The 14,904-nt window shown below is 38.8% G+C and carries 11 protein-coding genes; all 11 read left to right on the top strand.

What is annotated here, in order from left to right:
- Positions 1 to 5: 5 nt before the first annotated feature.
- The 11 genes from BN2628_RS09300 to BN2628_RS09255 all read left to right on the top strand — a co-directional run bounded on the left by BN2628_RS09300 (position 6) and on the right by BN2628_RS09255 (position 14,901).
- Positions 6 to 3,173 carry a SusC/RagA family TonB-linked outer membrane protein gene (locus tag BN2628_RS09300; RefSeq protein WP_055096959.1) on the top strand — a complete coding sequence of 1,056 codons (3,168 nt, stop codon included), beginning with the start codon at positions 6 to 8 and terminating at the stop codon, positions 3,171 to 3,173.
- A 14-nt stretch (positions 3,174 to 3,187) separates the two neighbouring features.
- The gene (locus BN2628_RS17615) at positions 3,188 to 3,766 is read left to right on the top strand and encodes a RagB/SusD family nutrient uptake outer membrane protein (RefSeq protein WP_257606445.1); all 579 of its coding nucleotides are present in this window, start codon (positions 3,188 to 3,190) and stop codon (positions 3,764 to 3,766) included.
- A gap of 72 nt (positions 3,767 to 3,838) precedes the next feature.
- Positions 3,839 to 5,128, top strand: a complete 1,290-nt coding sequence (locus BN2628_RS09295) for a RagB/SusD family nutrient uptake outer membrane protein (RefSeq protein WP_257606444.1) — start codon at positions 3,839 to 3,841, stop codon at positions 5,126 to 5,128.
- Between the two features lie 47 nt (positions 5,129 to 5,175).
- Entirely contained in the window at positions 5,176 to 5,574 is a 399-nt protein-coding gene (locus BN2628_RS09290) for a hypothetical protein (protein WP_021929207.1), read from the top strand.
- A gap of 13 nt (positions 5,575 to 5,587) precedes the next feature.
- A complete protein-coding gene (locus BN2628_RS09285; protein WP_055096957.1) occupies positions 5,588 to 6,568 on the top strand; it encodes a DUF4466 family protein in 981 nt (326 codons plus the stop codon).
- A 130-nt stretch (positions 6,569 to 6,698) separates the two neighbouring features.
- Entirely contained in the window at positions 6,699 to 8,075 is a 1,377-nt protein-coding gene (locus BN2628_RS09280) for a BNR-4 repeat-containing protein (RefSeq protein ID WP_021929205.1), read from the top strand.
- A gap of 48 nt (positions 8,076 to 8,123) precedes the next feature.
- A complete protein-coding gene (locus tag BN2628_RS09275; RefSeq protein WP_021929204.1) occupies positions 8,124 to 9,176 on the top strand; it encodes a glycoside hydrolase family 5 protein in 1,053 nt (350 codons plus the stop codon).
- Positions 9,177 to 9,183: 7 nt separating this feature from the next.
- Positions 9,184 to 10,398, top strand: a complete 1,215-nt coding sequence (locus tag BN2628_RS09270) for a glycoside hydrolase family 88 protein (protein WP_021929203.1) — start codon at positions 9,184 to 9,186, stop codon at positions 10,396 to 10,398.
- Between the two features lie 7 nt (positions 10,399 to 10,405).
- A complete protein-coding gene (locus BN2628_RS09265) occupies positions 10,406 to 12,301 on the top strand; it encodes a heparinase II/III domain-containing protein (RefSeq protein WP_055096955.1) in 1,896 nt (631 codons plus the stop codon).
- Between the two features lie 17 nt (positions 12,302 to 12,318).
- Positions 12,319 to 13,701 carry an alpha-L-fucosidase gene (locus BN2628_RS09260; protein WP_055096954.1) on the top strand — a complete coding sequence of 461 codons (1,383 nt, stop codon included), beginning with the start codon at positions 12,319 to 12,321 and terminating at the stop codon, positions 13,699 to 13,701.
- Between the two features lie 30 nt (positions 13,702 to 13,731).
- Entirely contained in the window at positions 13,732 to 14,901 is a 1,170-nt protein-coding gene (locus BN2628_RS09255; RefSeq protein ID WP_021929391.1) for a glycoside hydrolase family 130 protein, read from the top strand.
- Positions 14,902 to 14,904 lie beyond the last annotated feature (3 nt).

The following is a 14,904-nucleotide window of genomic DNA, read 5'->3' as shown; positions in this document are numbered from 1 at the left end:
AATCTATGAAAAAAACTCATTTAAGAGGCTGTAATTTTAGTCGCAGTATGAGGACTTTTGTTTTTAGTATACGGATTGTGACTTTGATAGCAGTATTGGGATTATCTTTAGGGAGAGCACAAGCAGCAGATATGATATCTGTTCTTCAGCAGACCTTAGGAGATATATCCGGTTCCGTTTTAGATAAGAGTGGAGAACCTATTATCGGGGCATCGGTTCTGGTAAAAGGAACGACGACAGGAACTGTTACGGATTTTGATGGAAAATTTATATTGAAAAATGTTCCTCAGAATGCAATTTTGGTGTTTAAATATGTGGGAATGAAAATGATTGAAGTTCCGATTAAAGGTAAGACTTTATTTCGTGTAGTTCTGGAGAGTGATGCAATAGATATTGATGAAGTGGTGGTCGTTGGTTATGGTACCCAGAAGAAAGTCAATCTGACGGGTGCCGTATCGGCAGTTAAATTTGACGAGCAGTTGTCCAGCCGTTCTTTACCTAATGTATCTATGGCTCTCCAGGGAAAAGTCCCTGGGCTGGCGATTAGTCAGAACTCTGGTGTTGCCGGAGATAAAGGAATGACTATGTTGATTCGAGGGATGGGGACGGTAAATGATGCCAATCCTTTGATTGTCGTGGATGGTATGCCTGATGTGGATATTAACCGGTTGAATATGGATGATATAGAAAGTGTTTCGGTGTTAAAGGATGCAGCTTCTTCGGCTGTTTATGGATCAAGAGCTGCGAATGGAGTTATTTTGATTACGACTAAAAGTGGTAAGGGCTCGAAATCCAAAATTAATGCATCGGCATCTTATTCGATAGGGATACCCGTTCATGCTTGGGAGTATATGAGTGATTATGCTCGTTCGTTGACTTTGTTGCAACGAAATGCGGCAGTCTCTACTGCTCCTGATAATTTTCGTTTCAAAAATGGGACAATTGATCAATGGATGGCTATGGGTATGATAGACCCTTTGCGTTATCCTAATACAGATTGGTATGATGTTATCTTGCGGACAGGAGGTATCCAGAAGTATAATATTTCAGCTTCAGGAAGTAATGATAAATCTAATTATTTTGTTTCCGTAGGGATAATGGATGAGGATGGGCTTTTAATGAATAACGATTATACTCAGTATAATGCGAGAATGAGTTATGATATGAAAATATTTCCTAATCTGACAATCGGAACGAAATTTTCAGGAAACTGGTCGAAAATGCAGTATGCTAATACAAATGACTTTCAAGGAACAATCAATGCCGCTTCAATGAAATTTGCTGTTGCGGGTATTACCCCTTATGACCCGGTTACTGGATATTATGGAGGTGCAATGGCATATGGAGAAGATTCTCAGGTATTTAATCCTTATTCGGCATATACAAATCAATTGTCCCAAAAAGATCGGCAGGAAGCAAATGGTAATATTTCTTTAAGTTGGGATATCATTAAAGGTTTGAATGCCAGAGTGGATTATACGATTAATTACTATAATCAATTCCGGTATCAAGCCGATATTCCGACACGAGCTTATGATTTTCAAAAGGGAGTATTGACCGATCGTCGGTTTGTAGAGGATAATGCCGGTGTTTCCAATTATACCAATACAGGTTATAAGACTCAATTAAATGCTCGATTGGGATATGATGTGACTATTAAGAAGAATCATAATTTAAGTGTTATGGCGGCATTTAGCCGGGAATACTGGTTCAATCGTTATCAAATGTCGTCAGCTAAAGACCGGATTCATTCCGACTTACATGAAATAAATGCGACATTAAATGTAGACCCGTCTGTAGAAGGATATTCTAGTGCGCAAGGATTGATGTCTTTTATTGGTCGTATCAATTATGCAGCATTCAATAAATATCTTTTTGAAGTGAATCTTCGTTCTGATGGTTCGTCTAAGTTCTTATATGGTTATAGATATAGCTTTTTCCCCTCTGGATCGGTAGGATGGATATTTTCAGAAGAGCCATTTATTAATCGTTGGGCTGGGTCATGGTTATCCCGGGCCAAATTACGTGCATCTTATGGAAAGTTGGGTAATAATAGTGCCGTAGGGGAGTATGAACAACTTGAAACATTGAGCTCGTCTTCTTATTTTGTTAATGGAGCTCTTATTAAAGGGCTGGTGAATAAGAAAATGATTAATCGGGATTTGACATGGGAAGAAACTGCAGTGACGAATGTTGGATTAGACTTGGGCTTTTTGAAAAATCATTTATCTGTCGAAATAGATTATTATGACCGATTTACGACAAAAATGATTAGGCCTTCTGATTTTTCTATTCTTTTATCAGGAGCTTATTCTTCTCCTCGTAAAAATATTGGCAATATGCGTAATAAGGGAGTTGAAGTAAATGTGACTTATCAAGGAGCCAAAGGTGATTTTAATTATATGGTAAATGTAAATGCTTCTTACAATGCGACCATTTTGGAGAAGTGGAATGAATATTTGGGAAGTAATACGACTTATACGAATAAAGACGGGAATGCGGATTATGTTTTTGTAGGTATGCCATACAATTATGTTTCGGCTTATGAGGCAATTGGAATAGCGCAGACATGGAACGATATTTATAACGCCACACCACAGGGAGCTCGTCCCGGAGATCTTTTATATAAGGATTTGAATGGAGATGGCAAGATAGATGATAGCGATAAGAGAGTTTATCCTCGCCTGCAAAGAGACCGCCCGACAACTAATTTTGCTTTGAATAGTAATTTTGAGTGGAGAGGCATTGATTTGTCAATTATGTTTCAAGGTGCTGCAGGAAGAAAAGCTTTTTGGTTACCATCCAATAATAATACGTCATTGGGTAACAATGAAGGGCGAACAGCCACAACTTGGGATTTGTGGAACAAGACGTGGTCGGTGGAAAATAGAGACGGAGGATGGACTCGTTTAGGTGGAGGCAATAATCGTAAAGAATCGACTTTTTATCTTGATAATTTAGCTTATTTGAGATTAAAAAATGTGCAGTTGGGGTATAGTATTCCAAAATCTGTAATACAAAAAATAAGAATAAGTAATATACGTGTTTTTTTCTCAGCTGATAATCTTTTGACTTTTTCTAAATTCCGGGGACTAGACCCAGAAAAGTTAAATGTTAATGATGGTTATCCATTGATGAAAACTTTCACATTCGGTCTCAATGTCGAGATTTAAAAAGGAGTATTATTATGAATAATATAAAAAGTAAATTAGTAAGTATTTTTTTGCTGGGGACACTTTTTGTGTCGGTTTCGTGTCATGATGATTTATTAGATCAGCTTTCGACAACAGAGATGCCTGGTGTAGAATTTTGGAAAACCGAAGAAGACGCTACTACTGCGTTAATGGGAGCGTATTCACACGTTCGGGGACTATTTCATCGAGATTATTATTTTGATGGTCAAGGTGACTATGTGCGAATATATGATGGTTCTGGGATTTTGAGTTGTTCTGAAACGAATATAACACGTGGAGGTGCAGCCTATTACAAAGGGTTGTATTTCCCAGACCCAATGTGGAATTTCGGAAGTCGTTTTGATAATTATTTCAAATATTGTTATGGGGGTATCCATCGAGTTAATTATGTGATAGATAACGTAGAACGAATGTTGCCAAATGCAACTTCCGAGTCGAAAAAAAATTTGGAAACAATTATTGGAGAGGCTAAGCTGTTACGTGGCATGATTTATTTTCGGTTGATATCGATGTGGGGAGATGTTCCCTATATTGAGCATATCGTATATGATAATTNTGAAGTTTTCCCCTAAAAGCCAAAGCCGCAGGTTTTGCCGCACGTCCAGATATTTCACTTCTATTCGGAGGTCGTAAACCTTTCGCGTATGCCTATTGCTCAAATTAAGGAAAAAATTATGAGTGATTTTACCTATGCGTTTAATAAGCTTCCGGATAGAAGTGAAATATCTGGACGTGCGGCAAAACCTGCGGCTTTGGCTTTTAGGGGAAAACTTCAATTATATTGGGCTTCTTGGAATAAATATGGCTGGCCTGAACTCAGTACGTTTACTCCCGATCCTGAAGAAGCCAAAAAGGCTTTCAGTGCAGCTGCTGAAGATTTTAAGCATGTGATAGAAGATTATGGATTGAATTTGTTCCGTAATGGAGAACCTGGAGATTGGGGGACGATGGGAAATGCTGAAGTTTTACCCAATTATTATTATATGTTTATTCCTTCTACCGGGAATGCTAATGATGGAGGTGAAATGATATTTTATTTTACGCATGGAGGAGTCGGCAGTGCTCAGGGAGATCCTTATATGCGTGATTTTGGAGGAAGAAGCCAAGAAAATTCTCAATGTTGTTTAACTCCGGCTATGCGATTGGTAAATCGTTATCAGTCTACTAAAACGGGAGATTTCTTACCAGAAGTGGTCGGTATGAATCCTTCGGACCCGAATGCTCGGACTGCTGAAAATTCAGCACTTAATCCGGAAAGTTATGCTAATCGGGATTATCGAATGAAAGCTACAATGTTGTGGGATTATGAGATGATTATGAGTCTTAGTAGCCAAAAGGAGACTGGATATGTACCCTTCATATTTAAAAATTGGGGTGGTAAAGTTGAGATTAATGGAAAAGAGTATACGACTTATCGTACAGACCGTTCGGTAGACGGTTATGTGTTCCGAAAATTTATACGGAATTATGGTGGAGCCGGCCGGGATGAAGGTGATATGAATTGGCCGGTAATACGGTTAGCTGATGTATTTTTGATGTACGCAGAAGCCGATAATGAGGTAAATGGTCCTCAACCATATGCTATTGACCTTGTAAATCGTGTTCGTCATAGAGGAAATCTCCCTCCGTTAACTGCAGATAAAACAGCTAATTATGACGCTTTCTTTTCTGCTATTGAGCAGGAACGCATTGTTGAGTTAGTTGCAGAGGGTCAGCGTTCGTTTGATTTGCGTAGATGGCGTGCAATAGAACGTGCTTGGGGTATTTATGTAGGAGGACCGGCTGTATATAATTATGATTCTCATGGTGCTCAACGGCAAGGTTGGTTTTTTGGTTTGTCGGCATTGGCTTTGAGGCAGGCTTATATATTCAAAATTCCACAGTCTGAAAGAGATCGGAACCCAAATCTTACACAGAATACGCCTTGGTTATAAGTTGATTCTATATTGTATTGAGTTCATAAAAATAATATATCAATAAGATGAAAAAATATCTTTTTACCATACTGACTATATTTTTGATAGTAGTGGGATGTACTAAATTTCCCATCGATGAAGATGGCTTATTAATAACCGACCGAGAGGATTGTTATATTAGTAACCTTGAGTTGTTAGGAGCAGACCAACGTTCTGTGTTGACAGAAAAATTAGTCGTAATTGATGAAGAAAAACTTACGATTAGTGCGGAAGTGCAATTTGGTACGGATTTAAGAAATATTTATCCTCAATTCTCTTTAGCAACGGATGCTAAGCTCGATCCTAAAATTGTGGGGAAAGTAGATTTTTCAGATTTAGAACATCCAAAACAGTATACGGTGATTTCAGGTAACCGAAAGGTTCGTAAAACATATACTGTTTTGATTACCGTTCAGCAACCATAAAATAGTAGTAATTATGTATTTTAAAAATTTTAGTATATTATCTGTCATATGTTTGGCTTCTTTTCTGTTTGTTTCCTGTAGTGATGAATATGAGGTACCGGATGGAGTAACTAAGCTGACCAATGATTGTATCAAGAGGTCTTTAGGTCCGAATGTTGTTGGAGGACAGATTGAATTTGCATACGCTATGGCTCTTCCGAGAGAGAAAGGAAGATTGGTTTCAGCTAGAGTACAAGCTTCTATTTCTGGTGCTGAAGGAACATACATGGAACATCGTTCATATCATACAGATGATGTTGGTACTGATGTCGGGGTAGAGATTGGGTCTCCGTCTGAGACTAATGGAGGTGTGACTGAGGTACATTTTACGGTAGATACTTGTGCTTCTACACTTCGTTATTATTATATAATTCCGGAAGATGCAAGAGGAAGAGAAGTTTCATTTACTTTTTCTGCCGAGATTAGTAATGGTCAGGCCGTAAACTATAAAATGGGTCCGTATAAAATATCGAATATGGATATGAAATTGGATATCGAATTGAAGAATAATACCTACTTTTCGATTGAAGATATGAGGACTTATACACCGGCTGAGGCTGCTCAGCATCCTGAAAAGATAGATTTTATATATCTGTTTAGGCAAATGCGAGGTGTAAAATTTTTGCATGCTTTTGTATCTCCTACTGCAGATAAAGATTACCTCCCGGGAGTAACTGTTCCGGAAAGTTTTACAAACTCTACAAAAATGATGAGAGTATATGCCTCAGCAGATCAACAGCTGGCAAGAAATGAGTTTGGAGTGTTTGTGGATGATGTGGATTTGCAGCAAATAGATGTATCTAACTCTCCTATTTTTGTTATAAATATGGTTGAGACTGGGGGAATATGGGCCGAGACGGCAGATGGTAGATATAAAGCATATATTTATATTAACTCTGCACCTGAGACAAGAGCTGGTATGACGGTTAGTATGAAGAGGTTGAAAGTGCGGTAATATCTTATAATTATTTGATTTATTGTTATTTATATTGTTACTCCAGAAAAACAGGTTTTACCTGTTTTTCTGGAAACCAGCTCTTATATTCTTATTATTATCGTATTTATAATTCCATTATATAAATTTTATGTTAAAATATTTTTTCTTTTTTTCAGTGGGGTTGTTGTGTCTGTCTATTGATATGGTAGGCCAAAATTGTCGGATGGATGGTTATAAAGGAATCTGGTATACAATAGGGCAAAGTTCAGAATACGGATATAAGTATTCTGGAGGGTTGGGAACTTATACGGCCGACCATGTACCGGTAGCCATATATGCACCAGAAGTGGAAAAGACTTTTTTCGTATATGGGGGTACGACTCAAAAAGATGAAAGGCATTTATTGGTAATGGCTTCATATTATGACCATAAGAAAAAGGTGGTGCCAAGACCTGTCGTTGTTTGCGATAAAAATGGTGTAGATGATCCGCATGATAATGGCTCTATATCGATTGATAAAGATGGCTACATTTGGGTATTTGTCAGTGGAAGAAATGTTAGCCGCTTAGGGACTGTATATAAAAGTAGGGAACCTTATTCAATTGATAGTTTTGAGAAAATGTATGAAGCGGTTTTTACCTATCCGCAGCCTTGGTATGTTGAGGGTGAGGGTTTTATGCATTTGTTTACAAAATATACGGGAAAGAATCGTGGGCGAGAGTTATATTGGTCAACCAGTTTTGATGGTAAAAAATGGTATCCTGATCAAAAATTGGCAGGGATAGAAGGGCATTACCAGATTAGTAACATAGTGGGGAATAAAATTGTAACAGCATTTAATTATCATCCAGAAGGTTCAGCTGATACACGTACAAATTTATATGTAGTACAGACGATGGACATGGGAGAAAATTGGCAGACTGTTACAGGAGAAAATATTCGAGTACCTCTTACTGAACCGGTAAATCCTGCTTTAGTATATGATGGTAAGAATGAGGGTAAGTTGCTTTACTTGAATGATATGAACTTTGATAGGTTTGGTAATCCGATAATTTTAGCTGTTGTAAGTAGACATTTTCAACCGGGACCTCAGGGCAATCCCCGAGAGTGGGTTGTTTTTCATTGGACCGGGAAGCAGTGGGAAAGGCATAAAGTCTGTGAGTCGACACATAACTACGATATGGGGTCTATTTATGTGAGAGGGAAAGAATGGGTTATTGTAGGGCCTACGGAGGCTGGTCCCCAAAAATGGGGTACTGGAGGAGAGATGGTACTTTGGAGAAGTAAAGATGAAGGTAAGAGTTGGATTAAAGTGCGTAATGTAACAAAGAATAGTTTATTCAATCATTCCTATGCGCGTAGACCGGTAAATGCTCATGATGATTTTTATGCTTTTTGGGCAGATGGAGATGCTGACCGTATGTCAGAATCGAAATTATACTTTACAAATAGAAAGGGTAATAAGGTGTGGTTATTGCCTTATGATATGGATACGGAGTTTGCAACTCCAGTGCAAATTAAGTGATTTATTTTTTAGTAGTTAAGATAAAATATAATAATTATAGGTTTTAAGATGATCAGATCGAAGTTTCTTTTATTGTTGTTGATATTTGTTCCTTTTGTATCGTATTCTGCGTCTAATAAAGGAGAACAACCTTATGGAATAAATTTGGCATGTGCAGAGTTTGCAGAAGGAAATATGCCGGGCGTGTATGGAAAACATTATCGGTATCCTGGGATTGAGGAATTGGATTATTTTAAAAAGAAAGGTCTGACTCTCGTACGTTTGCCTTTTAAGTGGGAGCGTTTGCAGCCTCAGTTGTTTGGACCACTGGACGTGGTGGAATTATCTCGTTTGAAAGAATTTGTATCGGCAGCTGAAGAAAGAAATATGAAAGTTATTCTTGATTTGCATAATTATGCACGTCGGAAGATGGATGGAAAGAGTATTGTTATCGGTACGAATGGGTTAACAGCCGAACATCTTGCGGATTTTTGGAAACGATTGGTTAGAGAGATGAGTGGGTATACCAATATTTATGGACATGGCATAATGAATGAACCTCATGATTTAAGCGATTCATTAACTTGGTTCGAAATGGTTCAGACATCTATTATAGCTATTCGCGAAGTAGATATGAAAAATACGATTATTGTAGGTGGTAATGACTGGAGCTCGGCAGAGCGCTGGCCTTATATGAGTGATACGTTGAAGTACCTTTTTGATCCGGCAGATAATCTGATGTTTGAGGCTCATGTATATTTTGATAAAGATGCATCAGGAAGTTACAGGGGGACATATGATGAAGAAGAGGCATCACCTTTTAAAGGTGTCGAGCGGGTAAAACCGTTTGTGAAATGGCTTAAGGAAAATAACTTCAGAGGACTTATTGGAGAATATGGTGTCCCGGATAATGATGAGCGATGGTTGGTAACATTAGATAATTTTCTTTCTTATATTCAGGATGAAGGTATCAACGCTACGTATTGGGCAGGAGGTCCTTGGTGGGGAAAATATAAATTAAGGATAACTCCTGATAGAGGAAAGGATAGGCCTCAAATGAAAATTGTAGGAAAATATCTTTATACAGAATCGGATTTATCAGAACAAGTTTTTATAAAATAATATAGGTATGGTGGGCAGAATTGTAGTACAAATGTTGTCTGTGTGTTTACTTTTTCTATTTATTGTAGGTTGTCACCATGTAGTGAAAGAAGATGAATGGGTAGAAGAGTCCTTAGATAAAGCAAGGAAACAGTCCTTAATGATGGCAAGAAAAATAGATAATTTAAGAGGTCAGTTACCTCGTTCAATTGACGAAACTGATTCTTTGATTACCTCTGGTTCTGATTGGTGGTGTAGTGGTTTTTTCCCGGGGACATTATGGCTTCTGTATGAAGATAAACATGATCCGGAGATTCGTAAGTTTGCTGAAAAATATACAGGACGATTGCATGAAGAACAATATAATGAATCTACACATGACCTCGGTTTTATGATGTATTGTAGTTATGGAAATGCGTATCGGCTGACAGGCGAAGATTCGTGTCGCAGTGTATTGATAAATGCTTCTACTGCTTTGACTAAAAGATTTAATTCCAAAGTAGGTTGTATCCAATCTTGGGAACCTTGGGGCGAATTACATTTTCCGGTAATCATTGACAATATGATGAATCTTGAAATGCTTATGTGGGCGTATAAAGAGACGGGAAAGAAAATATTTAAAGACATTGCCATTAGTCATGCAGATAAGACAATGGTAAATCATTTTAGAGAAGATAATAGTTCTTATCATGTGGTGGATTATTTCCCTGAAACTGGAGATGTTGCATTTAAAGGAACAAATCAAGGATATAGTGATGATAGTGCTTGGTCTCGAGGGCAAGCGTGGGGACTTTACGGTTATGTAATGATGTATCGTGAGACCCTTGATTCTAAATATTTGCAAAAAGCACATCAAATAGCTCGATTTATTTTGGATCATCCTCGTTTACCGGAAGATAAAATACCGTATTGGGATTTTGATTCTCCAAACATCCCGGATGAATTTCGGGATAGTTCGACGGCAGCAGTCATTGCTTCAGCTTTATTAGAATTATGTACATATTCTGACAGGGAACTTGCAGAAGAATATCTATCTGTTGCTAAAAAACAATTACAAGTATTATCATCAGATAAGTATACGGCAGAGTTTGGTACTAATGGTCATTTTATATTAAAGCATGGTGTTGGAAATATGCCTGCTGGTTCTGAGGTTGACGCTCCATTAAGTTATGGTGATTATTATTATGTAGAGGCTCTTCTACGATATAAAAATTATATAAAAGGGTACCAAGGCCAGAATTGATTTGCATATGAAAAAGAAGATAAAGATATCGATGATGTTTCTTTTCCTGTTTGTATATACAGCCTTCAGTCAGTCTATCATACAGTTTAATATGGATACACTGCCTTCTCATCCGCGGCTACTTATGCAACAAGGAGAAGAAAAAGCGTTGATGGAAAAGATAAACAAGTCTGCAACATGGCGTCAAATCCATGAGTCCATTATATCAGCCGGAGAAGATTTGTTGACACGTCCCCCGTTAGAAAGGAAAAAAATAGGCATGCGGCTGTTGGATGTCTCCCGGGAATCCCTTCGCCGCATCTTCTTTTTATCCTACTCCTACCGGATGACAGGAGAAGAGAAATATCTGCAACGCGCAGAAAAAGAACTGATAGCAGTTTGTCGTTTTACAGACTGGAACCCGTCCCATTTTCTGGACGTGGCCGAAATGACCCTGGGAGTCTCCATCGGTTACGACTGGCTGTACAAGGAATTACCGGAAGACTCCAAAAAAATCATACGGGCAGCCATTCGTGACAAAGGTCTGCGGCCCTCATTCGATGAATCGTGCAATTGGTTTCTGAAAACGGAAAACAATTGGAACCAGGTATGCAACGCCGGTATGACCTTCGGAGCCTTGGCCACCTATGAAGAAGACAAAGAATGGAATAAAAATATCATTCTCCGGGCGTTACGCTCCTTGCCCCTCGCCATGAAAGAATACGAACCCGACGGAGCCTATCCCGAAGGATACTCCTATTGGGAATATGGGACGACCTACAACGTATTGCTGCTTGCAGCATTAAATAAGATATTGGGAGAAGACATCACCGGAAGCTTGGGACGGAACTTCATGCAAACAGCCAGCTATTATGAACACATGACAGGCCCCACAGGCCAGAGCTTTAACTATTCCGACTGTGAATTTTCCCCAAATCTCTCCCCCACCATGTATTGGTTCGCTCAAAAAGGAAATGCCCCGTCATTACTATGGGTAGAGAAAAACTATTTATCAGAAACAAACCGGGCAAACAATACGGCCAACCGATTCTTGCCTTTGGTACTGTTATGGGGAGGAGACATAAACATAGAAAAGCTCACCCCCCCACAAAGTTTGAAGTGGACAGGGGGTGGAAGAACCCCCGTTTCCATGATGCGAACGAGCTGGACTTCTCCCGAAGCCATATACGTGGCCATCAAAGGCGGCAGCCCGTCAAGCAACCATGCCCATATGGATATCGGCAGCTTTGTCATGGATGCAGGCGGAGTCCGCTGGGCCATGGACCTGGGCAAACAAGATTACGAATCATTGGAATCCCGGAACATCAATCTCTGGTCCATGACACAGGAATCGAGTCGCTGGCAAGTCTACCGATACAACAATTACTCCCATAATACCCTGACCATCAACAATGAGTTACAGCAAGTATCGGGCTATGCCCCGATAGAGCACACCACCCATGACACAACATTTATGAGTGCCGTATGTGATTTGTCATCCGTTTACGCAACCACCGTATCCTCCTGCAGAAGAGGCATTGCCCTGGTAGATAAAAAATATGTCATGGTTCGCGACGAAATCTCGGCACCTGCAGATACACCCTCCACCATAAGATGGACGATGCTGACGCCCGCCAAAGTAAAAAAGATAAAAAAAGACCGGATAGAACTGGAACAATCCGGGAAGAAACTCACCCTGAAAGTCGTCGGCAAATATCCTGTACGGTTACAGACATGGGACACCCGTTCCCCAAATGCCTATGACGCCTCTAATGCAGGCACAGTCAAAGTAGGCTTTGAGAGTGAAGTTCCGGCCGGAGCAACCGGACACTTTACCGTATATCTATTGCCCGAGGGGAGTACCTATGATTCAGGAAAAAATATGCCGTTATCACAATGGACTGAAAATATAACCGATAACTAATTATAAAAAATATTGAAATGAGGAAAACAATATTGTTATTTATTTTTTGGATGAATATAAGCGTACTTATAGCGGAAAATTATAAAGCTGATTGGAATTCACTCGACAAGCGGCCGATACCGGAGTGGTTTCAGAATGCCAAGTTTGGTATTTTTGTTCATTGGGGACTTTATTCTGTTCCGGCTTGGGCTCCTAACACTGGTGATGTATATTCGAAATATGCAGAGTGGTATTGGCACCGTTTGAATCCGGAGGATAAAGATGGTGAATTATTTCGAGTTCATCATGAGAAAATGTATGGAAAAGACTTTCGCTACCAAGATTTTGCCGGGAATTTCAAAGCCGAAATGTTCAATCCGGAACAGTGGGCAGAAATATTCAGTAATTCGGGAGCTAAATATGTAGTATTGACATCAAAACATCATGAAGGCTTTGCACTATGGCCCAGTGCGCAAAGTGTGAATTGGAACAGTGTAGATATAGGCCCTCATAGAGACATTTGTGGGGATTTGGCCAATGCTGTTCGGCAAAAAGGAATGCGTATGGGCTTTTATTATTCTTTATATGAATGGCATCATCCTTTATATAAGAATAATGTAAATCAGTATGTGGAAGAACATATGCTACCTCAGTTGAAAGATCTCGTTGTACGGTATAAACCTGATGTAGTTTGGGCTGATGGGGAGTGGGAGCATCCCAGCAGCACTTGGAAAAGTGAAGATTTTTTAGCCTGGTTATATAATGAGTCTCCGGTATCGAGTACTGTGGTTGTGAATGATCGTTGGGGGGAGGAAACCCGAAGTCGACATGGTAGTTTCTATACTACAGAGTACGATCTTATTCATGATAATAATTCTAAAGATGCTGTATTTACACATCCATGGGAAGAGTGTAGAGGGATAGCAGGTTCTTTTGGATATAATCGGAATGAAAATTTGGAAGATTATTCTTCTGCTGAGGAATTGATACATATATTGATTGACAAGGTTTCTCGAGGAGGGAACTTACTATTGAATGTTGGTCCTACGGCAGATGGCCGTATCCCGGTCATTATGCAACAACGTCTTGCTGAAATTGGGGCATGGCTTCGGGTAAATGGTGAAGCAATCTATGATACAAGAAAATGGGATGAAAACTTAGAAAATGAAAATTCTGGGATACGTTTTACTTGTAAAGGAAAAGATTTGTATGTATTTGTTGATAAGTGGGATGACAGACCTTTTTCTATAAAGGGAGTGGGAAAAGTAAAGAAAGTGACGATGCTGGGAACAGATGAGAAAATCAAATTTTCTTATAAGAACAACACTCTCACTATTGTTCCACCTAAATTGGATATGCATTCGGTTCCTTGTTCTTATGCTTGGGTATATAAATTAGAAAATGCTTTTTTAGAAAAATAAATTTCCCCAATAATAAAATTCAGTAAAGCGATGAATAAGTATATTAAGAATTTTGAGATGCTCAAACAAGAACAGGAAAAGTTGTTATGTTGTGTAAATGAAGAAATACTACCAAGCAATGGAATTTACGAACGATATAAAAATCCGGTATTGACACCTGCTCATGTACCATTGTATTGGCGATATGATTTGAACACCGAAACGAATCCTTATATGATGGAGCGCATAGGAGTAAATGCAACATTTAATGCCGGTGCAATAAAATGGAAAGGGAAATACATAGTGGTTGTAAGGATTGAGGGTAATGATAGAAAATCGTTTTTTGCTATAGCAGAAAGTCCGAATGGTATAGATAATTTTCGTTTTTGGGACGAACCTATAACAATTCCTGAAACCGAATATCCAGATGTAAATGTATATGATATGCGTTTGACTTTGCATGAAGATGGCTGGATTTATGGAATATTTTGTAGTGAACGGAAAGACCCGTCTGCTCCACAGGGAGATTTATCTTCAGCTGTTGCAACGGCAGGCATAGTTCGTACAAAAGATTTAAAGAGCTGGGAAAGACTACCTGATTTAGTTTCAAGAAGTCAACAACGTAATGTTGTTTTGCATCCTGAATTTGTAAATGGAAAATATGCTTTATATACCCGTCCTCAAGATGGATTTATTGATGCAGGAAAAGGTGGTGGAATAGGTTGGGCACTTATTGAGGATATTACAAATGCAGTGATTGAAGATGAAAAGATTATTAATTACCGGTATTATCATACGATAAAAGAATTAAAGAATGGAGAAGGACCTCATCCGATACGTACATCTAAAGGATGGTTGCATTTAGCACATGGAGTAAGAGGTTGCGCATCTGGATTACGTTATGTATTATACTTATATGTTACTGCCCTTGAAGATCCTGCAAAAGTCATTGCTGAGCCTGCCGGATATTTTATGTCTCCTCAAGGAATGGAATATGTGGGAGATGTGGCGAATGTTTTATTTTCGAATGGTTGGATAGTCGATGACGATGGTAAAGTGTATATTTATTATGCATCGTCAGATACGCGATTACATGTAGCAACTTCTGATGTTAATCGGTTATTAGATTATTGCTTTAATACTCCTGCCGACGGTTATCGGTCTGCTATATCAGTAAAAAATATAAAGGAACTGATAGCATGTAATAGACGGTATTTATAACTA

It is taken from the genome of Gabonia massiliensis, assembly GCF_001403595.1.
Classification (GTDB): Bacteria; Bacteroidota; Bacteroidia; order Bacteroidales; family Coprobacteraceae; genus Coprobacter; species Coprobacter secundus.
This window is presented reverse-complemented; position numbering and strand designations above follow the sequence as displayed.